Raw genomic sequence first — 22,350 nt, forward strand, 5'->3', positions numbered from 1 at the left:
GATGTCTTGCTTTTAATAGCGTATTTCACTACGAGGCCACATTAACGATAGATATCTCTTCTGTCAACATTAGTTTAATAAGTGTAAATTTATCTTTACGATTATTGGTGTGGGCATTAATAGCATGATTGATGAAAGGAAGGCTGTATAACAAATGATGTTAAGCATAGACTAATAAGAGTCAATGTTAGTGAATGATTCAGAGGGATAGGATGTTTGAAATTACAATGATAAGTACCGGTGAAGAGGTTTTACTGGGTGATATAACAGATACTAATGCAACGTGGTTATCTCGTCTTTTTTTTCAACATGGTTTTCCAATGACACGTCGAATAACCGTTGGCGATCATTGTGAACGATTAGCAAAAGAAATTGAGTCATGCAGTTTTAATAGCGATATCGTTATTGTTAATGGTGGACTTGGGCCAACAAGTGATGATTTAAGTGCTGCTGCGGCGGCAATGGCTGCTGATGTTGGTTTGGAGCAATCTGAACATTGGGTTTCGGAGATGAAAGCAAAATATAAAAAGCTAAAACGAGAAATGCCAGCGGCTAATTTGAAGCAAGCAATGCTACCTGAAGGAGCTGAATTGATCGATAACCCTGTTGGCACCGCTTGTGGTTTTTCGATTAAATTGAATCGTGCATGGATATGTTTTACTCCGGGTGTTCCCAGTGAATTTAAGTTTATGGTTAAAGAGAAAATACTGCCATATTTACAATTACACTATCCTCAGAGCCAATCGTTGTACTGTCATCGATTATTTACTTATGGCTTGTCAGAGTCCGGAATAAGTGACAGCTTGAAGCATATCGTTTTACCGCAGGGTTATGAATTGGGGTATCGTTCTTCATTACCCTTTATTGAGGTGAAATTATTCGCACCATCTAATGATCGCTATGCATTAGAACTATTAAATGAAATGGAACAATTGTTAGGCGATAACATTGTAGGAAAAAATTTAAGCTTACTTGATAACATTGAATATCTCATTGAAAAAAAACAAAAAAATATAGGGATTTTGGAGTGTTCAACGGGCGGTTTTGTTGTTAATTGGCTTAACCAAAAATGTAAGTTGAGCAAATATATTGTATCAGGCACTGTGAATCATAACGATGTGAAAGAAAAGATCAGTTCAGAAACGTTAGTGAGTGAAATAGATAAGCAACTATCTCTCATTTATAGCCACTCAAAGGTCGATATTGGCTTATATTCTGGCGTTATAGAAGGAGATTGCTTTACTGTAGGTATAATCACAATGGAAGGTCGGTGGATCCAACAATTACAGTTTAAGCGTGAATATACATATAACGATCAACGTTCGATTATTGCCACAGTACTTCTTGATATGCTTCGACGCCAACTGGAAGGTGTTAACGTTTTTGGTCACTATGAATCGTTAAATAGAATATGGAAAAACATAGTCTACAACGGTTAGGCTGACCTATATTACAGTTTATGAATCATAGTATTGATAAGTAAAACGAAAGCATAATATTGGCACGGGTTATAAAGATTGCGCCTCATTTTGAATGATGTATTATTAAATGAGATTAAAAAAATAATTGCAAATCAGTATGCTATCTTTTTGATGGCAAAGTTAACTGAGTAACATATTTCGTTGCTATGGTTATGATTTTAAAATCGCAAAGGATAGAAAATAAATGACTTTTAAATTAAAAAAGCTAGCGTTAGCCACTTCAGTTGTACTTTCTGCATTCATGCTACAAGCTTGTAATGATGCTGATACTGCGGCAAATCACAACCAGCAGCAAACAGAATCAACGGCTAAAGCAGAGAAAGCTGAGATGAAATCATTAGATGTTAATGTTATTTACCTTGATCGCCGTATGCTACCACCTGGTGCAGTCTTAAATGTTGCATTAGAAGATGTGTCTCTTGCTGATGCGCCATCAACGACAATTACAAGTGAATCAATGGATGTTGCTGGTGCGCCACCATACCCTGTAACACTTCAATATGATGCTGTGAAAATTCAAGATAATCATCGCTATAGCTTACGTGCAACTATTAAGGTTGGTGATAAGCTAGTAATGACTTCAACAACTAACATTGATCCATTTGCAGCAGACGTAAAAGAACCTATTGAAATTAAATTAGACCGTGTTGCTCATCATAAAAATGAAGTAACAGAGAATACTGCGCTAGTTGGTCAACAATGGAATTTAGTGACGCTTGAAGGTGAAACTGTAAAACCTGGTGCTGGTGGCAATGTAGCATTTATCCAATTTGATATGGATAAAAAATCGGCCCATGGTTTTTCTGGCTGTAATAATTTCCAAGGTGCATTTGAAACATCTAATGGCACATTAACGATGGGGCCAGCAGCTGCAACACGTAAAATGTGTATGGATGGTATGGAGCTAGAAAAGTCATTTTTAGAAACTATGCCTAATTTTGCCAGTTATGTGATTGTTGATAATGTACTGACAGTGAAAGATAACCAAGGAAAACAGATTGCTACCTTTAAGAATGGTAAGTAAGATTTAATATAGTAAATATTAATAGCTAATAGTTTGATAAAGCGTGTAAGTTGTAATTTTTAATTACAGTTTATGCGTTTTTTTAATTAAATTAAAGTGCCCACTAAATATCCCAAATAAGACTGTGGTTAAAACTTAATATAATTTTTAGGTGTTATAAAAATATACATCTATTCTATTATTATATTTGTTTGTACGATCTTAAATTTAAATTATTACTTATTAAAAGGTTATATAAATAATGAAACATTAAATTATAATGTAATTAATAACTTAGAAGGCTGATAATTTTATGAGTTCTACCAGTAATAAAATGGGGTTAATGGGGTTAACAACCATTGTCACCGTTAATATGATGGGATCTGGGATTATATTATTACCATCAAGTCTTGCTGCAACAGGAGGGATAGCCCTATTGGCATGGGTTGTTACAGCATTAGGTGCACTTGCAATTGCTTATGCTTTTGCAAAGTGTGGAATGTATTGTACGGATGATGGTGGGATGTCCGCATATGCTGAAAAAGCACATGGTAAATCCAGTTTTTTTATTGCCTCTTATACTTACTATGTGTGTCTAGTTATTAGTGCAGTTGCTATTGCTGTTTCGTGCGTTGGTTATTTGGAATACTTTATTCCATGGTTAAAAGAAACGCCATTCCAAACATTTATTGGTGTAGTAGTTATTTTAATTATTACTATGTTTGCTAATTTTAGAGGTGCAAAAATAACAGGAAAAATATCCACTATAACCGTATGGGGGATAATTATTCCTGTGCTTGGTTTATCCATTATTGGTTGGTTTTGGTTTGATACTAAAATTTTTGCAGAAGCTTGGAACCCAAACAACATCTCGGTTGGAAGTGCGATTTATGCTGGTATGGCACTAACGTTGTGGGCTTTCTTAGGTATAGAATCAGCAGGAGCTAACTCAGGTACTGTTGAAAACCCCAAACGTAATGTCCCTCTTGCTTGTATGCTCGCCACCGTCTTTTCTGCAGCAACCTATATTGCGTCAACAACTGTTATTCAAGGTATTATTCCTAACGATATATTGGCTAAATCTGACTCTCCTTTTGGTCTCGTTTTTGCTCAGATGTTTAGTCCATTCGTTGGGGAAATTATTACCGCAATGGCAATTATGGCATGTTTGGGATCATTATTAGGATGGCAATTTACTAATGCCCAAGTGTCTAAAGTTGCTGCTGATATGCGATTATTTCCAAAGGTTTTCTCTGATGTAAATAAGCATGATGCGCCCTTTAAAGGCATGATGATAATGTTAGCATTGGAATTAGTCCTGGCATTAATGACGATATCTCCAACATTACTTAAACAATTTAATGTATTAGTGAACCTAGCTGTATTTATTAATATGGTGCCATATATTCTCGCGCTCACGGCTCTTGGCATTATTATGAGACAGAGTCAGGTTAATCAAAAAGAATATAATACTGGTATTTTAATCGGTTCATTTGCTGTTATTTACAGTATTTATGGCTCGTATTCTACAGGTGAGGAAGCCGTATTCTATGGCACCGTCATTACATTGTTTGGTTATTTCTTCTACGGGTTCATTGCGAGCCGAGATGCTGCTCCTAATAAAACATAAAGGTTGGCATTTAATTTAAAAATAAATGATTTATCGAAATGAATTTGATTATAACAGGACCAGAATATGCTTAATTACGGAAAACATAAGAGAGTGTTAATTTTTGATAACTCGCAAAAAACTGGGGTTATTGCAAATGCAATTGATCGTTTAATCGAACAATTTAAAAATGAGTCAATTACCGTTCTTAGCGCCTCTTCTTATGATGATTGTTATTCTATTCTAAATGTTAATTTAGCGATTGATTGCTTAATGTTGACCTCGAGCATGACAGGGCAGCAACAAGAAGAAAACGATATGTTCTTTTCGTTGATTGAAAAATTAAATCAACGCCAAGATGGGGTTCCCGTCTTTTTATTAGCAGAAAGAAAAAAAGTAACCTTGACGATTAACCGTGAGTTAATGTCTCAGGTTGATGAGTTTGTGTGGATATTAGAAGATACGGCAGACTTTATTGCTGGTCGTGCCATGGCGGCGATGGAGCGTTATCGAGAGCAATTGTTGCCACCACTCGCATCAGCGATGATGAAATATGATGATATTCATGAGTATTCATGGGCTGCGCCTGGACACCAAGGTGGTGTCGGTTTCCGTAAAACACCGGCAGGTCAACGATTCTATAACTATTATGGTGAAGGTCTATTCCGCTCTGATATGGGGATCGAGCGTGGCTCACTGGGCTCACTATTGGATCATACTGGAGCGTTTGGTGAGAGTGAAGAATATGCGGCAAAAGTTTTTGGTGCGGATAAATCTTATTCTTTAGTCACTGGTACATCAGGTGCAAACCGTACCATTATGCAAATTTGCATGCGTGAAAATACGCTCGCGATTTGTGATCGAAACTGTCACAAATCTATTGAGCAGGGGTTAATGCTTACTGGTGCATTACCGGTTTACATGGTACCAACTCGAAATCGTTACGGTATTATCGGTCCTATTTATCCAGATCAAATGTCGCCAGAAGGCTTAAAGAAATCAGCAGAAAGTAGCGAGTTAACCAAAGCAAAAGCGGGTGGACAGGCAACTTATGCAGTGGTGACAAACTGTACCTATGATGGTTTGTGTTATAACGCTAAGCGCGCGCAAGATATATTAGCAGAAAGCAGTAATCGTATTCATTTTGATGAAGCATGGTATGGCTATGCGCGTTTTAATCCTATTTATACCGATCACTTTGCGATGCGCGGTGAGCCAATAGAAGATCCTGAAGCACCAACAGTATTCGCGACACACTCAACGCATAAATTATTGAATGCATTGTCACAGGCATCATGGATCCATGTGCGCTATGGTAAAGATCATATTAATTTTGAGCGTTTTAATCAGTCCTACATGATGCATGCGACAACATCACCCTTGTATGCAATTAGTGCATCTAACGATATTGCTGTATCACAAATGGATGGTCCTCGTGGTCAGTCTCTCACCCACGAAGTGATTAAAGAAGCGATTGATTATCGTCAGGCGATGGGACGTTTACATCGAGAATTTGCTGCTGATGGTGAGTGGTTCTTTAAACCTTGGAATGCAGAAATGATCACTGATCCTGAAACGGGTAAAGTCTACGATTTTGAAGATGCACCTGCAGAGCTCTTAGCAACTCATCAAGATTTCTGGGTAATGAAGCCTGGTGATAAATGGCATGGCTTTGAAGATATGCCTGCTGGTTGGTGTATGCTTGACCCAATTAAAGTCAGTATATTAGCACCTGGTATGGGAGATGACGGTAAGTTATTGGATACAGGTGTACCTGCAGCACTAGTTACACAATACCTTACTCGATTTGGGATAGTGCCAACCCGAACGACAGACTTCCAAGTCATGTTCTTGTTCTCAATGGGGATCACTAAAGGTAAATGGGCAACACTTGTTAATACCTTATTGAGCTTTAAAACACACTACGATAACAATACGCCACTAAAAAACGCTTTACCGGATCTCGCTGCTGCTTATCCTGACGTGTATGGGCATTTAGGCTTAAAAGATCTTGGTGATAAGATGTTTGGGTATTTGAAACAACATACACCATCGGAAATGCTTAATGATGCTTATTCAACGTTGCCTAAGGCAGATATTACGCCACGGGCTGCGTTTGAAGCGATAGTTGATGATAATGTTGAGATGGTACCTTCTGATAAATTACAAGGTCGTATTGCAGCAAATGCCGTTATCCCATATCCACCCGGTATTCCAATGTTGATGTCAGGAGAGAACTTTGGTGATGATAGTAGCCCACAGATTGGTTATCTTCATAGTCTTGAAGTATGGGATAAAGAATTCCCAGGCTTTGAGCATGAGACAGAAGGGACAGAAGTTGAAGACGGTGTTTACCATGTGATGTGTGTGAAAAATAAATAACGTGATTTAGCACTAAAAGAAAGGTAGCTCTACATTATTGAGCTACCTTTTTTGTTGTCTCTTGCTTTGCCGTAATTTGGTAATCAAATTCTATTTCGATATCTGATTTAGGGACTGACCGACAGGTTAATATTTCATTTGATGCAATAAAAGCGAGTGCGTCATGTTGATCGACAGCACCTTGCTTTAATTTACAGCGACAAGCACCACACATACCATTTCGACATTGGTATTCAGGTTGAACCCCTGCTTGTTCTAGCTGCTTGAGCAAAGGCTCATGGTTATTTCCATGAACCTCCACACCATTAACCTTAATGGTTAATTGATTCATAGTTCGAAGTCACCAAGATCATCAGCACTTACATCGTTATCAATTTGACCAACAAGGTATGAACTAATTTCTGCTTCTTGTGGTGCAACCTGTACGTTGTCAGAAGATAACCAAGAGTTAATCCATGGAATTGGGTTTTGCGTTGCACCTTCATAGGCTGGACGTAAACCCACAGCAACCATACGTAGATTAGTAATATATTCTACATATTGACATAGGATTTGCTTATTTAAGCCAATCATTGAACCATCTTTAAATAGATAGTCCGCCCATTCCTTTTCTTGTTCTGCTGCTGCTTTGAAAAGATCAAAGCAATCTTGCTCACACTCTGTAGCAATTTCGACCATTTCAGGGTCGTCATGACCATTACGCAGTAAGTTCAGAATATGCTGGGTACCGGTTAGGTGCAATGCCTCATCACGAGCAATTAGCTTGATAATTTTTGCATTGCCTTCCATTAGCTCGCGTTCAGCGAAAGCAAATGAACATGCGAAACTTACGTAGAAACGAATTGCTTCTAGTGCGTTCACAGACATTAGACATAGGTATAGTTTTTTCTTAAGTTCACGAAGGCTAACTGTGAACGGTATACCGTTAGCTGAATGATTACCTTCACCAAAGCGGTTGTAGTCATTCGTAACAGTAATTAGATCATCATAGTATTTAGAAATATCACCAGCACGTTTAACAATATGCTCATTCTCGACGATATCGTCAAAAACCACAGAAGGGTTGTTAACGATATTACGGATAATATGCGTATAAGAACGTGAGTGGATTGTTTCAGAGAACGACCAGGTTTCAATCCATGTTTCTAACTCAGGAAGAGAAACAATCGGTAATAGTGCCACGTTAGGACTACGACCTTGAATCGAATCAAGTAATGTTTGGTATTTTAGATTACTAATGAAAATATGCTTTTCATGATCTGGCAAGTTGTTGTAATTAATACGATCGCCAGAAACATCTACTTCTTCTGGACGCCAGAAAAATGATAGTTGTTTTTCGATAAGCTTTTCGAAAATCTCAAATTTTTGTTGATCGTAACGAGCAACATTCACTGATTGACCAAAGAACATAGGCTCTTTTAATTGATCATTACGTGTTTGACAAAAAGTACTGTAAGCCATGATTTCCTCAAATCAAAGGGGAGCCATGAGGCTCCCATTTAATAATTAAATTTTACAACTGGTGCAATCGTCTGCTGCCATATCACCCTGACTATCTGAGGCACCATCACGAGTGTTATGGTAGTAAAGTGTTTTCACGCCGAGCTTGTAAGCATTTAGTAGATCTTTAAGTAGCAACTTCATTGGAACTTTACCGCCAGCTTGCTTACTTGGATCATAATTGGTGTTAGCCGAGATCGCTTGGTCGATAAATTTCTGCATGATACCCACAAGTTGTAGATAACCGTCGTTACTGCCGATATTCCATAGTAGCTCGTAGTTCTCTTTATACTTAGCGTATTCAGGAACAACTTGCTTGAGGATACCATCTTTTGATGCTTTTACCGATACGAAACCACGTGGCGGCTCAATACCATTTGTCGCATTTGAAATTTGCGATGATGTTTCTGATGGCATTAATGCTGACAAGGTAGAGTTACGTAGACCGTGTGTTTTGATCTCTTCGCGCAATGTTTCCCAATCGTAGCGTAATTCAGCAGAGCATATATTATTGATGTCTTTTTTATACGTATCAATAGGTAGAATACCTTGTGAATACGTTGTCTCATTAAAGGCTGGACAAGCACCTTGCTCTTTAGCCAAATTTACAGATGCTTTCAATAAGTAATATTGAATCGCTTCAAAGGCTTCGTGTGTTAGGTTGTTGGCGCTACCATCAGAGTAACGAACGCCGTGTTTTGCTAAGTAGTAAGCAAAGTTAATTACACCAACACCTAGTGTACGACGGTTCATAGTTGAACGACGTGCCGCAGGTAGTGGGTAATCTTGGTAATCTAATAGTGCATCGAGCGCACGAACTGTTAGTTCTGCAAGCTCTTCTAAATCATCAAGGCTCTCAATAGCACCTAAGTTAAATGCAGACAGCGTACATAGTGCAATTTCACCGTTTTCATCTTCAACGTTGTTCAATGGCTTAGTCGGCAGTGCGATTTCAAGACACAGATTAGATTGACGAATTGGCGCAACAGCCGGATCAAATGGGCTGTGTGTATTACAGTGGTCAACGTTTTGGATATAAATACGACCTGTTGACGCACGCTCTTGCATTAGTAGTGAGAACAGATCAATTGCTTTGATTGTTTCACGCTTGATGCTGCTATCTTGCTCATACTTAAGGTATAAACGCTCGAACTCTTCCTGATCAGCAAAGAATGCATCGTACATTCCTGGTACGTCAGAAGGAGAGAACAGAGAAATGTTTTCGCCTTTAATCAAACGGGTATACATCAGTTTGTTGATTTGTACGCCGTAGTCCATATGACGAACACGGTTTTCTTCAACACCACGATTATTTTTAAGCACTAACAGTGATTCAACTTCACGGTGCCAAATAGGGTAGAATAGAGTTGCTGCACCGCCGCGCACACCACCTTGCGAACAACATTTAACGGCTGTTTGGAAGTATTTGTAAAATGGAATACAGCCAGTGTGGAATGCTTCACCATCACGGATTTCTGAACCTAATGCACGAATACGACCGGCATTAATACCAATACCTGCACGTTGTGATACGTAACGAACAATAGAACTTGCCGTAGCATTGATAGAATCAAGACTGTCATCACATTCAATCAGTACACAAGAGCTAAATTGACGTGTTGGCGTACGAACACCAGACATAATTGGTGTTGGTAGTGAAATTTTAAATAGTGATGATGCATCGTAGAAACGCTTAATGTAATCAAGACGTGTTTCTTTTGGATACTTATTAAATAAAGCTGCTGCAATCAGGATATAAAGAAATTGGGCACTTTCAAAAATTTCACCTGATACACGGTTTTGAACAAGGTATTTACCTTCAAGTTGCTTAACCGCGGCGTATGAAAAGTTCATATCGCGCCAGTGATCGATAAAATTATCCATCACTGCGAATTCTTCTTCTGTGTAATCTTCTAATAAGTGACTATCGTACTTACCTTTTTCAACAAGGTTTTTGACGTGGTCATATAGTTTTGGCGGCTCAAACTGACCATAGGCTTTTTTACGAAGGTGGAAAATCGCCAAACGTGCAGCAAGATATTGGTAATCTGGTGTGTCTTCGGAGATTAAATCAGCTGCAGCTTTAATAATTGTTTCATGAATATCATCAGTACGAATGCCATCGTAAAATTGAATATGAGACTTTAATTCAACCTGTGATACGGAAACATTTTCTAAACCTTCTGCCGCCCACTCAATAACTCGGTGGATTTTATCTAAATCGATACTTTCAGTACGACCGTCGCGCTTGGTAACTGTTAGTTGTTGAGTCATTTTTCGTTAGTTTCCCAATTTTCCTTGCCTAGGAGCTTTTTTTGTCACTTTTATAAGTATCTTAGCAAAGAATGTGATCTTTGATTGAAATTTTGTAAGACAGAAACACTACATCTTGGGGTGTTCTATCAAAGTGATTACAAGATAGTGTTGATTTCAAATTATTGCAAGATGACATTTTTTAAGCAGCTGTGGATAAGGTGGGGATTTTTTTAAAAAAGTCAGTGCCTACTTACTTAACTAGCTAATGCCATCAATTAGATAGCAAAATGCAATATTTTAGGATGAGATTTAGGTGATAAAAAAAATATATTTTTATTGAATTTTCGTGATTTTAGAGGTTCAAAAATTGTTGTGAGTGATATCAATAAATACTAAGTACCCCTTGATATAACAAGATATTCTTGAGTGACTATGTACACAGTTTATTGGTCTAATGTTACTGGCATGTTTATTGATAGGGTGGATGAAATGCAAGAGGTGGAATAATTAAGTATAGCTTCAACATTGAATAAGCAATGTTGAAGCGAAAGCATCATTTATGTAGGTTAGCTTTGTTTTTGGGTGTGAACAATATAGTTCACATCAACATTGGAGCCTAAACTATAAGCATTTGTTAGAGGATTATAATGTAAACCGGTAATATGACGCTCTTCTAATTCTGTTTTATCTACCATTGCTATTAACTCAGAAGGGCGAATGAACTTATTATGATCGTGTGTCCCTTTGGGAACGATGCGCATCACGTGCTCTGCACCAACAATAGCAAAAAGGTAAGATTTGAGATTACGGTTTAAGGTTGAAAAGAAAATATGACCGCCAGGCTTAACCATTTTGGCACAGGCTGCAATAATTGATGCAGGATCAGGAACATGCTCTAGCATTTCCATACATGTAATAACATCATAATATCCATGACGCTCATCAGCATGCTCTTCTGCGGTTGATTGAATATAATCTAACTTTGTCCCTGTTTCTAAAGCATGTAAACGAGCAACAGTTAATGGTTCTTTGCCCATATCTAGTCCTGTTACTTCAGCGCCTTCAATCGCCATGCTTTCTGCTAAAATACCACCGCCACAACCGACATCGAGTACTTTTTTGCCAAATAGACCATTGGCGTGATCAATGACGTAATTTAGACGAAGGGGATTAATTTGATGGAGAGGTTTAAATTCACCTTCCAGATCCCACCAGCGAGAGGCCATATCTTCAAATTTACTGATCTCTGCTGGATCAACATTTAGTGGTTTGCTCATTACATTGATGCCATTTTCCTTAATTGATACTGAGCATTATGCGAAATAATTGAATGATTGCAAAGCGGTAAAGTAAAGGGAGATTGATTCAGAAAAGAAATAGCCAAACTAGATGTGTTTGGCTATTTGATTACGTATTGATAGTCCAATCATATTTATTGCTGTACCCATCAGCGTATCCTAATGCACCCATGACGTAGATGTAATAGGAAGGTTTTGACCTAAAATCTACTTATCTAGTTTATTGATTTAATAACCATGTTAATTTTATGGGAATAGGGTGTGTAAAAGTTGCGAAAATTCTCAATTTCATGATTCATTAATTAATTGCAACGCGTACAGTTAAAAATTAAGTTATCACTCTAGTTTTTACAAACCGTTACATATTCGGTAAGTTAGAATGGTTACATTATGATTTGAGTTGTTTTTCCAATAGTGTGTAATTTATAAACAGGTACATATATTCAATTCACAATTGTGACATCGTTTATTTCTGTTTTATTTCATTTCCGCTAAATTACTCACAACATAAGTCGTGAAAGGTGTGCCTATTAGGGCTGTAATATGCTATATTGTTACGCCTTGCACGTATAAAAATACGACAGAAATTACCTGAGGGATATTGGCTCCATGAGCGATCTTGCAAAAGAGATCACGCCCATAAATATTGAAGATGAGCTGAAAAGCTCTTACCTCGACTATGCGATGTCAGTAATCGTTGGTCGTGCTCTTCCTGATGTGCGTGATGGCCTTAAGCCAGTACACCGCCGCGTTTTATTCGCGATGAATGTACTAGGCAATGACTGGAATAAAGCATATAAAAAATCTGCCCGTGTGGTAGGTGATGTTATCGGTAAATATCACCCACATGGTGATAGTGCTGTGTACGATACAATTGTACGTATGGCTCAACCATTCTCGTTGCGTTACATGCTCGTAGATGGTCAGGGTAACTTTGGTTCAATCGACGGCGATTCAGCTGCTGCGATGCGTTATACCGAAGTTCGTATGTCTAAAATCGCACATGAGCTACTTGCTGATCTAGATAAAGAAACTGTGGATTATGTACCTAACTATGATGGTACAGAGCAGATCCCTGCAGTATTACCAACAAAGATCCCTAACCTATTGGTGAATGGTTCTTCTGGTATCGCTGTAGGTATGGCAACAAATATTCCGCCGCATAATCTAGGTGAAGTGATCAATGGCTGTTTGGCTTATATCAATGATGAAGACATCACTATTGATCAGCTAATGGAATATATTCCAGGCCCAGATTTCCCGACAGCTGCAATGATCAGTGGTCGTAAAGGGATTATTGACGCTTATCATACTGGCCGCGGTAAAGTTTACATGCGTGCTAAAGCGGATATTGAAGTGGAGAAGAATGGTAAAGAAACCATTATTGTTCATGAAATCCCATACCAAGTTAACAAAGCTCGCTTAATCGAAAAGATTGCAGAGCTTGTTAAAGACAAGAAAGTTGAAGGCATTAGTGCTCTACGTGACGAATCTGATAAAGATGGTATGCGTATTGTTATTGAATGTAAGCGTGATGCTGTGGGTGAAGTTGTACTTAACAACCTTTATGCACAAACTCAGCTACAAACAACATTCGGCATCAACATGGTTGCACTGGATAACGGTCAGCCAAAAATCTTTAACTTAAAAGAAATGCTGAAGTGCTTCGTGAATCACCGCCGTGAGGTGGTAACACGTCGTACTATATACGAATTGCGTAAAGCGCGTGATCGTGCACACATCCTTGAAGGTCTTGCTCTTGCATTGGCTAACATTGATGAAATTATTGAGCTAATCCGTCGTGCACCAACACCAGCAGAAGCGAAAGCTGGATTAATTGCACGTGGCTGGGATCTTGGTAATGTATCAGCAATGCTTGAGCGTGCTGGTACAGATGCTGCACGTCCTGAGTGGCTTGAAGAGCAATTCGGTATTCGTGATAATCAGTACTTCTTAACTGAACAGCAAGCACAAGCGATTCTTGATCTTCGTCTACACAAGCTAACTGGGCTTGAGCACGAGAAGATTTTAGAAGAGTACAAAGCGCTGCTTGATGAAATAGCGGAATTAATGTACATCCTGTCAAGCTCTGACCGCTTGATGGAAGTGATCCGTGAAGAGCTTGAGTTAGTTAAAGAGCAGTTTAACGATGAACGTCGTACTGAAATTACTGCTGCTAGCCACGACATCGACTTAGAAGATTTAATCACTCAAGAAGATGTTGTTGTAACGCTATCTCATGAAGGTTACGTTAAGTACCAAATTTTAAGCGACTATGAAGCACAGCGTCGTGGTGGTAAAGGTAAAGCTGCAACGCGTATGAAGGAAGAAGACTTCATTGAGCGTCTGTTAGTTGCTAATACCCACGATACGATTTTATGTTTCTCTAGTCGTGGTCGTATGTACTGGCTGAAGGTATATCAATTACCATTAGCAAGCCGTACTGCTCGCGGTAAGCCAATTGTGAACATTCTACCACTTGAAGAAAATGAGCGTATTACCGCGATTCTTCCGGTACGTGAATACACAGAAGACAAGTTCGTCTTCATGGCAACCGCTGACGGTACCGTGAAGAAAACACCATTAACCGATTTCAGTCGTCCTCGTAGTGCCGGTATTATTGCCGTGAATTTACGTGAAGGGGATTCATTGATCGGTGTTGATGTTACTGACGGTGACTGTGACATCATGCTGTTCTCTGCATTTGGTAAAGTTGTTCGTTTCTACGAAAGCCCTGTAATTGATGCTGAAGGCAACGCAAAAGGCGGTGTTCGAGGTATGGGCCGTACAGCGGCAGGTGTTCGTGGTATCAAGCTTGCTGAAGGCGATAAAGTGATTTCACTTATCGTTCCTCATAACGATGGTGATGTACTAACAGTAACTGAAAACGGTTACGGTAAGCGTACAGAACTGGCTGAATACCCAGCGAAGAGCCGTGCAACACAAGGTGTTGTATCGATTAAGGTTTCTGAGCGTAATGGTAGCGTTGTTGGTGCTATTCAAGCAGAAGACGGCGATGAATTCATGATGATCACTAACGCTGGTACGCTTGTTCGTACTCGTGTTTCTGAAGTAAGTCGTGTTGGCCGTAACACCCAAGGTGTAACGCTTATCCGTACAATTGAAGGCGAAAAAGTTGTTGGCCTTCAACGTATTGATGAACCAGACGAAGAATTAATTGAAGATGCGGAATTAGTCGAAGGTGAATCTGTTGAAAATACAGAGCAGCCAGCTGCTGATACTAGCCCTGATGATTCAACTGAACAAGAATAAGTTATCTTAACTTGTTGATGATATGAAATGGCGATTACTTCTAGAGTAGTCGCCATTTTTTTATCTCTGTATTTTGATTTTATTCAAATGCATCAATTTAGTTATTAAAACGCTCAATACGTGAGTTTTTGAATAAATCTACGTTGTCGTGTTTGAAATATTTCAGGATCACTCAATAATTCCAAATATTCCTCTGCCCGCTATTTATTGTGAATAGGCTTTTTGTATTTTGTTTATTCATCAAACTAGCAATTTATAATAAAAACTTTTAAGTTGCTTAATAAAGGTGTAAAAACAAAGCATTGACACTTGCTGTAGTGGCATTGTTTTTTCTTATGTTGTTTTATAATGCTAAAAACGTTATGTGTTTGGTGTTATTAGCTTTATGAAGCAATAGGTATTATTTTTATTTCCCCAAGCAGGAGCAAAGTCAAAATTATGGATAAGGTTTATAACTTTTGCGCAGGACCGGCAATGATCCCCGCAGATGTTCTCGCCAAAGCTCAACAAGAATTGATTAACTGGAATGGCTTAGGTACTTCTGTGATGGAAGTAAGCCACCGTAGTAAAGAGTTTCTTGCTGTTGCTGCACAATCAGAACAAGATTTACGCGATCTTTTGAATATTCCTGCCAATTACCACGTGCTGTTTTGTCATGGTGGTGCACGTGGCCAGTTTGCCGCTGTACCGTTAAATTTACTGGGTGATGCAGAAACCGCTGATTATATGGATGGTGGCTACTGGGCACACAGTGCGATTGAAGAAGCAAAGAAATATTGCCAACCAAACGCTATTGATATTACTTGTGAAAAAGACGGTAAAAAGGCTGTACTGCCAGCTTCACAATGGTCACTTTCTGACGATGCGGCATTTGTGCATTTTTGTCCAAATGAAACGATTGATGGCATTGAAATCCGTGATTTACCTCAGACGGATAAACCAATTGTGGCTGATATGTCATCAACAATTTTATCGCGTAGGATTGATGTATCAAAATATGGTGTGATTTACGCCGGTGCACAAAAGAACATTGGCCCCGCTGGTTTAACAATTGTTATTGTACGTGATGATTTGCTTGGTAAAGCGAAATCTATTCTACCAAGTATTCTTAATTACACGGTTTTGGTAGAAAAAGAGTCGATGTTTAATACACCACCAACATTTGCATGGTATTTAGCTGCTGAGGTTTTTAAGTGGCTAAAAGCAGTCGGTGGGATAGAAGCGATGGAAGAGCGTAATCTCGCTAAAGCTAAATTACTGTATGACTTTGTTGATCACTCTGACTTTTATGTAAATGAAGTACACAATGATAACCGCTCGATTATGAATGTGCCGTTTCAATTAAAAAATGCTGAGTTGGATAACTTGTTTTTAGAGCAAGCAGATTTGGCTGGCTTAAAAGCATTGAAAGGACATCGTGCAGTCGGGGGTATGCGAGCGTCAATCTACAATGCGATGCCATTAGAAGGTGTTCAAACATTAGTTGATTTTATGGCTAAGTTTGAAAAAGAAAACGCGTAAAATCGAATAAAAATTAAAGCCATAATATTGGATATTATGGCTTTCTTTAATTTTTAAACTATAAAAATAACAGTGAAATGATATAAACAGAGATGCTAATTCTGTTACTTCTGCTAACAGTTTTATTATTGATGAAAAGCTTTTCATATATATAATCGCGAGCTCATACCCTAGCATGGCTTTTATCGTTATATGTGGAAAATGGCGTCAATTAAGTCATATTACAACAACTATATTAAAGATATATCGATTGTCTTCTTATTGTTATTGCCATTAACGATTTGTAACGCAATAACCATTTTTGTTGGTCACTCCTTAAATATCGCAGGCTTAACACAAGCGGCGAATACGTTTTTCTATTTCTCAGATTTACTAATAGGTATTTATCCTATTACGTTGTGTATTATCACCAGCTATTATATTTCAACGAAACATGGTGTGAATGCCATGGTTGTTGTGCCGTATTCATTGCTTATGTATATTGCGATTTCGGTGCCTAATGATCTTGTTGCGGCAAATACAGGGTTGCCTAATAATCCTCTTATTGCGTTACTGACGGCAATTGTTTCAGCAATGTGTTGTGTATCATTTCGTTTATTTCCACTTGATCCGTCTCGTTTAGATTTTGTGAAAATGCTTTATAAACAAGTGGTTAATTTTTTTGCTTTTCTATTGATGACACTCGCACTCGCAAAGTTAATGGAAAGTTTCCTAGCTTTTAGTACAGGGGCGAGCAAATTCATAACATTAAACCCATTAACTTTTTTAGGTGGTCTTGCATACCAATTTATCTTGGGGTTATTGGGTGCTGTAGGTATTAATGGGCATAATTTTTTATTCCGTGCGAAACAGCAACTATTTGAAAATACAAAATTAAACATTGCGGCATGGCAAGCTGGAGACGCACCGTTAAATGTCTTAGGGCAAGGTTTTTATGATGCATTTTTATCAATGGGCGGATCTGGAAACACAATTAGCCTTTTGCTTTGTATTTTATTGTTTTCAAAAGATCGTCGTCACATCACGTTAGCAATATCAGCGATACCATTAGTGATCTTTAATATTAATGAGCTATTACTGTTTGGTTTGCCTATTATCTTTAATCCAATATTAATTGTGCCTTTTGTGTGTGTACCGTTAGTTAGCTTTGTTGTGGTTTATAGCGCGATATCATTAGGCTTGGTAAATCATGTGGGTACGATTGTTGATTGGATGACACCACCATTATTAAGTGGTTATATTGCTACCCAAAATAGCATTGGAGGGGCTGTTCTACAGTTTGCGGTGATAACTCTTGGTGTGATGATTTATCGTCCGTTTTATTTGAATTATGTTGGACGAAGCCGTCAAAACAATATGACGATGAGTCGAAAATCAGAATTAGAAAGCTCAACACTGAAAACCTTCTTAGGTGATATAAACCAAATGATGGGAAGTTACGTGAGTAAACATGATATAAGCCGTCGGGTTAATCATATGCTTAATAACGGTGAGTTTTTGATGCATTATCAGCCACAAGTAAACGCAACTAATTCGACGAAATTATCTTTTGAGGCGTTAGTTCGTTATAAAGATAAAACGGGTAAACTAAATCCGCCAATTTTTATTAATGATTTTTATCAGCTTGGTGCAATTAAACAATTGGATCAAATGGTTATCGATCTCGTTTTAAATGATATGCAAAGTATGCCTCTAGCTAATGGTTGTAAAGTATCGGTGAATATTTCAGCTGAGAGTATTGCTGATCCTGCAATTATTCATCTGATCATTGAGCGCTTACGCTTTTATAATATTGACCCAGAAAATTTAGAAGTTGAGATCACAGAAGAAGCCATTATCACTGAAGATAAGCAGATTTCTAAAAATATAGATGCACTACAAGCATTAGGGATCACTGTTGCTATCGATGACTTTGGCTCTGGTTATGCGTCATTTCCGCATTTACTTAAATTTAATTTCGATAAGGTAAAACTTGATAGATCGTTATTGTTGAATACGCAAAAAGAGCGAGAAAAGAACCTTTACCAATTGTTGGCTAAGATCAGTGAAGTAACGGGCTGTGTTCTGGTTGCAGAAGGTATTGAGACGGAACAAGAAAAACAGTTTGTTGAACAGTGTGGTATCGATATTTGCCAAGGCTATTATTTTGCTAAACCTATGCCATTAGACGAGGCACAGGTTTGGGCTAATAATAAGATCCGAACTTAACATAAAAGCCACAGCTTAACTGTAGCTTTTTGTTTATTGTTTTGGATATATCAGTTTATCTGTATCGAAACCTGCTTTTTTAGCAATGTTGATATAACGTTCTAATTGCTTTGGACTTATTTGCTTGTGACGAGATAATAACCAGAAGTAATCGTGGTTGTAACTGCTGATCAGCGCAGTTGAATAGTCTGGCTCTAAATAGAAAATAATATAGCTGCCATAAAAAGGGCCAAAGAATGAGACTTTAAGGTAACCAACATTATTATTTTCTACAAATTTGGCTTTACCTATGGCTTCTTTCCATTCTTTTGACTGAGTGTTAAATCCACGATTAACGACTTTTACACTGCCATCTTCATTCATACTGTAAGTTGCAGTGACATAATCTAAATCACGCTCAAAGCTATGATCCAATCTTGCTATTTCATGCCAAGTCCCCAGGTATTTATTGAGCACAAAAGGTGTAACCGCTTCAATATTGTTGGGTTTACCTGTTGTGCATCCAAACATAGTTGCTAGTAACACGATAAGGCTAAGTGGTTTGAGATATTTAACCATTGATTGTTCCTTAATTCTTTGGCGGTAAAAATATGACACTAACGGTAAAGCTTATATTGTCATTAATTATATGGAAAGGCCAATTCATCCTTTCATAGATCCGCTGAATAATAACTAAACCCGATCCATAGCTTTAGTTATAAAGCTCATTGCCATCATGACGGTTAGTAATCATTAGCGCATTTGTTTAACTTAATAATAATGTCACTAACACTAGAACTAAATGCATTTTTTATTAGGTTGTTAATAATGATGGTGATGAAGCTTAGTGGTACACTGAATGGAGTATTACGTGAATGAGTCAGCTGGTATCCTGTTCAGCAAATAAAGGTATCATATCCTCACAGCCTTGATGTGAATGGTTAATCAATTGCAGGTGAAGGCTATTTTACCTTTGTAGAGATGATTATATTATTCACTGACACAAAATCGATTTGCTAAATAGCAGCGAATAGCTTGTTCGCTAGCATCAAACTGTGGTGATGGAACATGATGAGGATCGACCCATAACCAATGCTCACATTTATCAGGCTCCTTTAGTTGAACGTCACCTGTGAATGATGTTGCTAACAAAGTAACACTAATATAATGCTTTCCACATTCATCATAGGTTTCTAAGTTGTTAGTTACAGCTATAACCTCGGGATTATAAATAGTTAAATTTGTTTCTTCTTTAACTTCACGAATCGCGCACTGACGAAATGTTTCGCCAACCTCCATATGACCGCCAGGAATGGAATAGTAGGGAGCGTGACTGTTTTTTCGTTTTCCGATCAAAATCTGGTTTTGCTTATTCACAATGATAATACCGATCCCGACCATAGGAGTTGTCGTCATTACTGCTGTCCTTTAATTCGCTGTTGCATCCTATTGATTTAACCAAATAATAAATCAAATATCGTTATTGTTATAGCTAGCAATGAACGGGTACTAGCTAACTGATGCAATATTCGTTAATCTGCTTAAAGGTTAAAGAATTAGGATTGGATGAATAATCAAATGGAAAGTATAACGTTACAGCCGATAGCTAAGATCAATGGTGAAGTAAATTTACCGGGCTCAAAGAGTGTTTCGAATCGCGCCCTATTATTGGCAGCGTTAGCAACAGGTACTACTCGCCTTGCTAACTTATTAGATAGTGATGATATTCGCCATATGCTTAACGGATTAAAGCAGTTAGGTGTAAATTACAAACTATCTGAAGATAAAACAGTTTGCGAGGTTGAAGGCTTGGGCCGCGCATTTTCGCCTAATGATTCTCTTGAATTGTATTTAGGTAATGCGGGTACAGCGATGCGTCCGCTTGCAGCTGCATTGTGTTTAGGCGGCGGTGAATTTGTTCTAACGGGTGAGCCGCGAATGAAAGAGCGCCCGATTGGTCACCTTGTTGACGCGTTGCGTGGTGCTGGCGCGAACATTACTTATCTCGAAAATGAAAATTATCCACCACTAAAGATTATTGGTACTGGTTTGAAAGGTGGTGAAGTTGAAATTGATGGCTCTATTTCAAGCCAGTTTTTAACTGCCTTCTTAATGGCCGCACCTTTAGCACAAGCAGACACCGTTATTCGCATTAAGGGTGATTTGGTATCAAAACCTTACATTGATATTACGCTGCATATTATGGCGCAGTTTGGTGTTGAAGTTGAAAACCGTAATTATCAAGAGTTCGTTGTTCGAGGTAAACAAATCTATGTTTCACCGGGTGAGCTGCTTGTTGAAGGCGATGCGTCTTCAGCGTCGTATTTCTTAGCGGCTGCTGCGATTAAAGGCGGTGAAGTAAAAGTCACCGGTATTGGTAAAAAGAGTATTCAGGGTGATATTAAATTTGCTGATGCGCTTGCTGCGATGGGGGCGGATATCGAGTGGGGTGATGATTATGTGATTGCTCGTTGTGGGGATCTCAGCGCAGTAGATATGGACTTTAACCATATCCCTGATGCAGCAATGACTATCGCAACAACCGCATTGTTTGCCAAAGGAACAACATCGATTCGTAATGTTTATAACTGGCGTGTAAAAGAAACCGATCGTTTAGCGGCAATGGCGACAGAGCTTCGTAAAGTTGGCGCAGAAGTCGAAGAGGGTGACGATTATATCACTATCGTGCCACCAACCACCTTACAGCATGCGGCGATTGATACTTACGATGACCATCGAATGGCGATGTGCTTCTCGCTGGTGGCATTGAGCGATACGCCAGTGACGATTAATGATCCAAAGTGTACCTCAAAAACATTCCCTGACTACTTTGATAAATTAAAGGGGTTAAGTTGTTAAGACTGCATTAAATTTGTCTGATAACTTAGATTACATTTTTAAAAGCCTGATCTTCTTGTATCAGGCTTTTTTATTGGCGTAAAAAGGAACATAAGGTTAGGACATTACACTATAAATTGTGATTTTTTTTCCGTATAATGTGCCACCGTTTGAAGGCACAGAGAAACCTTTGGTTCTGTCTTTCATCTGTTACGGAAACTACATCGGAGAAAACCTATGTCTACTCATGCTCCAGTCATCACTGTTGATGGTCCAAGCGGCGCCGGAAAGGGAACGCTATGTATGCTATTAGCAGAAAAGCTGGGCTGGAATTTATTAGATTCTGGTGCAATTTACCGTGTTTTAGCGCTAGCGGCTATTCATCATGGTGTTGATATCGAATCAGAAGACGCTTTAGTTCCTCTTGCAGCGCACTTAGATGTTCAGTTTATTGCAGAAGGTGAGTTGGTTAAGGTTATTCTTGAAGGTGAAGATGTTTCTGGCACCCTTCGTACTGAAGAGGTTGGTAATACAGCATCAAAAGTGGCTGCTTTACCTCGCGTTCGAGAAGCATTACTACGTCGTCAACGTGCCTTTAGTGAGCAACCCGGTCTTGTGGCAGATGGTCGCGATATGGGAACCGTTGTTTTTCAAGGCGCAGAAGTAAAAATCTTCCTTGATGCAAGTGCAGAAGAACGCGCAACTCGACGTATGAATCAGTTGCAAAAAAAAGGCTTAGATGTTAACTTTGGCAGCCTTTTAAGCGAAATCCAGGAGCGAGACTACCGCGATCGCAATCGTGCTGTAGCACCTTTACGTCCTGCTGATGACGCATTAGTACTGGATTCAACCGAATTATCGATTGAACAGGTACTTGAGAAAGTCTTAGCATATGTTGATGCTAAGCTAAAATAACGAATCCATATTTAGTTGTGTAAACAGCTAAATAACGTCAGTGTCATGGATGATAACTGACTTTATTATCAACCCCATGCGGTAGGA

Annotated in this window: 15 protein-coding genes; 9 read left to right on the forward strand and 6 right to left on the reverse strand. The window is 38.6% G+C overall.

The annotated features are described in order from the left end of the window. Window positions 1-212 precede the first annotated feature (212 nt). From SKA34_RS18370 to adiA, 4 genes are all read left to right on the forward strand, one after another. Window positions 213-1,439, forward strand: a complete 1,227-nt coding sequence (locus SKA34_RS18370) for a CinA family nicotinamide mononucleotide deamidase-related protein (protein ID WP_006647023.1) — start codon at window positions 213-215, stop codon at window positions 1,437-1,439. 226 nt (window positions 1,440-1,665) lie between these two features. Beyond that, complete coding sequence (locus SKA34_RS18375; protein ID WP_006647024.1) at window positions 1,666-2,505, forward strand: META domain-containing protein; 840 nt, start codon at window positions 1,666-1,668, stop codon at window positions 2,503-2,505. A 292-nt stretch (window positions 2,506-2,797) separates the two neighbouring features. Beyond that, window positions 2,798-4,114 (forward strand): putrescine-ornithine antiporter, encoded by a 1,317-nt coding sequence (gene potE, locus SKA34_RS18380; RefSeq protein WP_006647025.1) that lies wholly within the window; start codon window positions 2,798-2,800, stop codon window positions 4,112-4,114. Between the two features lie 66 nt (window positions 4,115-4,180). Then, window positions 4,181-6,475: an arginine decarboxylase gene (adiA, locus tag SKA34_RS18385; protein WP_006647026.1), complete on the forward strand. Its 2,295-nt coding sequence runs from the start codon at window positions 4,181-4,183 to the stop codon at window positions 6,473-6,475. A gap of 34 nt (window positions 6,476-6,509) precedes the next feature. On the opposite strand, the gene yfaE is transcribed toward adiA, so the two are convergent. The 4 genes from yfaE to ubiG all read right to left on the reverse strand — a co-directional run bounded on the left by yfaE (window position 6,510) and on the right by ubiG (window position 11,508). Continuing rightward, window positions 6,510-6,806 carry a class I ribonucleotide reductase maintenance protein YfaE gene (yfaE, locus tag SKA34_RS18390; RefSeq protein WP_006647027.1) on the reverse strand — a complete coding sequence of 99 codons (297 nt, stop codon included), beginning with the start codon at window positions 6,804-6,806 and terminating at the stop codon, window positions 6,510-6,512. Beyond that, complete coding sequence (gene nrdB / locus SKA34_RS18395; RefSeq protein WP_006647028.1) at window positions 6,803-7,936, reverse strand: class Ia ribonucleoside-diphosphate reductase subunit beta; 1,134 nt, start codon at window positions 7,934-7,936, stop codon at window positions 6,803-6,805. Before nrdB ends, yfaE begins: the two co-directional genes overlap by 4 nt. Before the next feature lie 45 nt (window positions 7,937-7,981). Next, window positions 7,982-10,249 (reverse strand): class 1a ribonucleoside-diphosphate reductase subunit alpha, encoded by a 2,268-nt coding sequence (gene nrdA / locus SKA34_RS18400; RefSeq protein ID WP_006647029.1) that lies wholly within the window; start codon window positions 10,247-10,249, stop codon window positions 7,982-7,984. Between the two features lie 548 nt (window positions 10,250-10,797). Then, window positions 10,798-11,508 carry a bifunctional 2-polyprenyl-6-hydroxyphenol methylase/3-demethylubiquinol 3-O-methyltransferase UbiG gene (gene ubiG / locus SKA34_RS18405; protein ID WP_006647030.1) on the reverse strand — a complete coding sequence of 237 codons (711 nt, stop codon included), beginning with the start codon at window positions 11,506-11,508 and terminating at the stop codon, window positions 10,798-10,800. A gap of 630 nt (window positions 11,509-12,138) precedes the next feature. Here ubiG and gyrA point away from each other — a divergent pair. The 3 genes from gyrA to SKA34_RS18420 all read left to right on the forward strand — a co-directional run bounded on the left by gyrA (window position 12,139) and on the right by SKA34_RS18420 (window position 18,531). Further along, window positions 12,139-14,802 carry a DNA topoisomerase (ATP-hydrolyzing) subunit A gene (gene gyrA / locus SKA34_RS18410; RefSeq protein WP_006647031.1) on the forward strand — a complete coding sequence of 888 codons (2,664 nt, stop codon included), beginning with the start codon at window positions 12,139-12,141 and terminating at the stop codon, window positions 14,800-14,802. A gap of 438 nt (window positions 14,803-15,240) precedes the next feature. Further along, entirely contained in the window at window positions 15,241-16,323 is a 1,083-nt protein-coding gene (serC, locus tag SKA34_RS18415; RefSeq protein WP_006647032.1) for a 3-phosphoserine/phosphohydroxythreonine transaminase, read from the forward strand. Window positions 16,324-16,515: 192 nt separating this feature from the next. Beyond that, window positions 16,516-18,531, forward strand: a complete 2,016-nt coding sequence (locus SKA34_RS18420; RefSeq protein ID WP_006647033.1) for an EAL domain-containing protein — start codon at window positions 16,516-16,518, stop codon at window positions 18,529-18,531. Window positions 18,532-18,564: 33 nt separating this feature from the next. Here SKA34_RS18420 and SKA34_RS18425 read toward each other — a convergent pair whose 3' ends face one another. Both SKA34_RS18425 and SKA34_RS18430 read right to left on the reverse strand, forming a co-directional pair. Next, the gene (locus tag SKA34_RS18425) at window positions 18,565-19,089 is read right to left on the reverse strand and encodes a lipocalin family protein (protein WP_006647034.1); all 525 of its coding nucleotides are present in this window, start codon (window positions 19,087-19,089) and stop codon (window positions 18,565-18,567) included. Window positions 19,090-19,500: 411 nt separating this feature from the next. Continuing rightward, window positions 19,501-19,926, reverse strand: coding sequence for an NUDIX hydrolase (locus tag SKA34_RS18430; RefSeq protein WP_006647035.1), 426 nt, complete (start codon window positions 19,924-19,926; stop codon window positions 19,501-19,503). 162 nt (window positions 19,927-20,088) lie between these two features. Here SKA34_RS18430 and aroA point away from each other — a divergent pair, with 162 nt between their 5' ends. Together aroA and cmk are read left to right on the forward strand one after the other, a co-directional pair. Continuing rightward, window positions 20,089-21,369: a 3-phosphoshikimate 1-carboxyvinyltransferase gene (gene aroA, locus SKA34_RS18435; protein WP_006647036.1), complete on the forward strand. Its 1,281-nt coding sequence runs from the start codon at window positions 20,089-20,091 to the stop codon at window positions 21,367-21,369. 216 nt (window positions 21,370-21,585) lie between these two features. Continuing rightward, complete coding sequence (cmk, locus tag SKA34_RS18440) at window positions 21,586-22,263, forward strand: (d)CMP kinase (RefSeq protein ID WP_005370865.1); 678 nt, start codon at window positions 21,586-21,588, stop codon at window positions 22,261-22,263. The last annotated feature ends 87 nt before the right edge of the window (window positions 22,264-22,350 follow it).

The organism is Photobacterium sp. SKA34, assembly GCF_000153325.1.
GTDB lineage: Bacteria > Pseudomonadota > Gammaproteobacteria > Enterobacterales > Vibrionaceae > Photobacterium.

Bases quoted from the DNA above. Each gene is read 5' to 3' on its own strand.
- SKA34_RS18370 (WP_006647023.1), top strand. From the start codon at position 213: ATGTTTGAAATTACAATGATAAGTACCGGTGAAGAGGTTTTACTGGGT.
- SKA34_RS18375 (WP_006647024.1), top strand. From the start codon at position 1,666: ATGACTTTTAAATTAAAAAAGCTAGCGTTAGCCACTTCAGTTGTACTT.
- potE (WP_006647025.1), top strand. From the start codon at position 2,798: ATGAGTTCTACCAGTAATAAAATGGGGTTAATGGGGTTAACAACCATT.
- adiA (WP_006647026.1), top strand. From the start codon at position 4,181: ATGCTTAATTACGGAAAACATAAGAGAGTGTTAATTTTTGATAACTCG.
- yfaE (WP_006647027.1), bottom strand. From the start codon at position 6,806: ATGAATCAATTAACCATTAAGGTTAATGGTGTGGAGGTTCATGGAAAT.
- nrdB (WP_006647028.1), bottom strand. From the start codon at position 7,936: ATGGCTTACAGTACTTTTTGTCAAACACGTAATGATCAATTAAAAGAG.
- nrdA (WP_006647029.1), bottom strand. From the start codon at position 10,249: ATGACTCAACAACTAACAGTTACCAAGCGCGACGGTCGTACTGAAAGT.
- ubiG (WP_006647030.1), bottom strand. From the start codon at position 11,508: ATGAGCAAACCACTAAATGTTGATCCAGCAGAGATCAGTAAATTTGAA.
- gyrA (WP_006647031.1), top strand. From the start codon at position 12,139: ATGAGCGATCTTGCAAAAGAGATCACGCCCATAAATATTGAAGATGAG.
- serC (WP_006647032.1), top strand. From the start codon at position 15,241: ATGGATAAGGTTTATAACTTTTGCGCAGGACCGGCAATGATCCCCGCA.
- SKA34_RS18420 (WP_006647033.1), top strand. From the start codon at position 16,516: ATGTGGAAAATGGCGTCAATTAAGTCATATTACAACAACTATATTAAA.
- SKA34_RS18425 (WP_006647034.1), bottom strand. From the start codon at position 19,089: ATGGTTAAATATCTCAAACCACTTAGCCTTATCGTGTTACTAGCAACT.
- SKA34_RS18430 (WP_006647035.1), bottom strand. From the start codon at position 19,926: ATGACGACAACTCCTATGGTCGGGATCGGTATTATCATTGTGAATAAG.
- aroA (WP_006647036.1), top strand. From the start codon at position 20,089: ATGGAAAGTATAACGTTACAGCCGATAGCTAAGATCAATGGTGAAGTA.
- cmk (WP_005370865.1), top strand. From the start codon at position 21,586: ATGTCTACTCATGCTCCAGTCATCACTGTTGATGGTCCAAGCGGCGCC.